The 329-nt window shown below is 50.2% G+C and carries 1 pseudogene; it reads left to right on the top strand.

The window, feature by feature from the left end:
- Nucleotides 1–48: 48 nt before the first annotated feature.
- Nucleotides 49–329 (top strand): annotated as a pseudogene (locus FDW95_RS23475) (LexA family transcriptional regulator); the annotation flags it as partial.

Here is a 329-nt window from a genome sequence, read left to right as displayed (position 1 = left end):
ACACAGCGGTTTGTCCAGGAACTGAGCAAGGTTAACTGGAGCTGGACAATGAAGCAGGCCAACGAGTGGATCGAGTGGTATGTGACAACATTCCGCGATGTATCAACGCAGGAAGGCGAGAACCGTACCTTTCAGCTGTTTAATCCAAACGGAGGACTATAGTCATGGGCTTCCCGTCACCTGCCAGTGATTATGTTGAAACAAAGATTTCCCTCGATCAGCAGCTAATTAGCCAGCCAGCTGCGACTTATTTCATGCGGGCATCGCGTTCACACTTCAGAGAAGGGATAATCCAGGGGGCGCTGCTTGTTGTTGATGCGTCACTTTCT

Source organism: Citrobacter sp. wls718, assembly GCF_005280945.1.
Classification (GTDB): domain Bacteria; phylum Pseudomonadota; class Gammaproteobacteria; order Enterobacterales; family Enterobacteriaceae; genus Citrobacter; species Citrobacter gillenii.
Note: the sequence above shows the minus strand (reverse complement) of the source record. Positions and strands in the feature narration are given on the sequence as shown.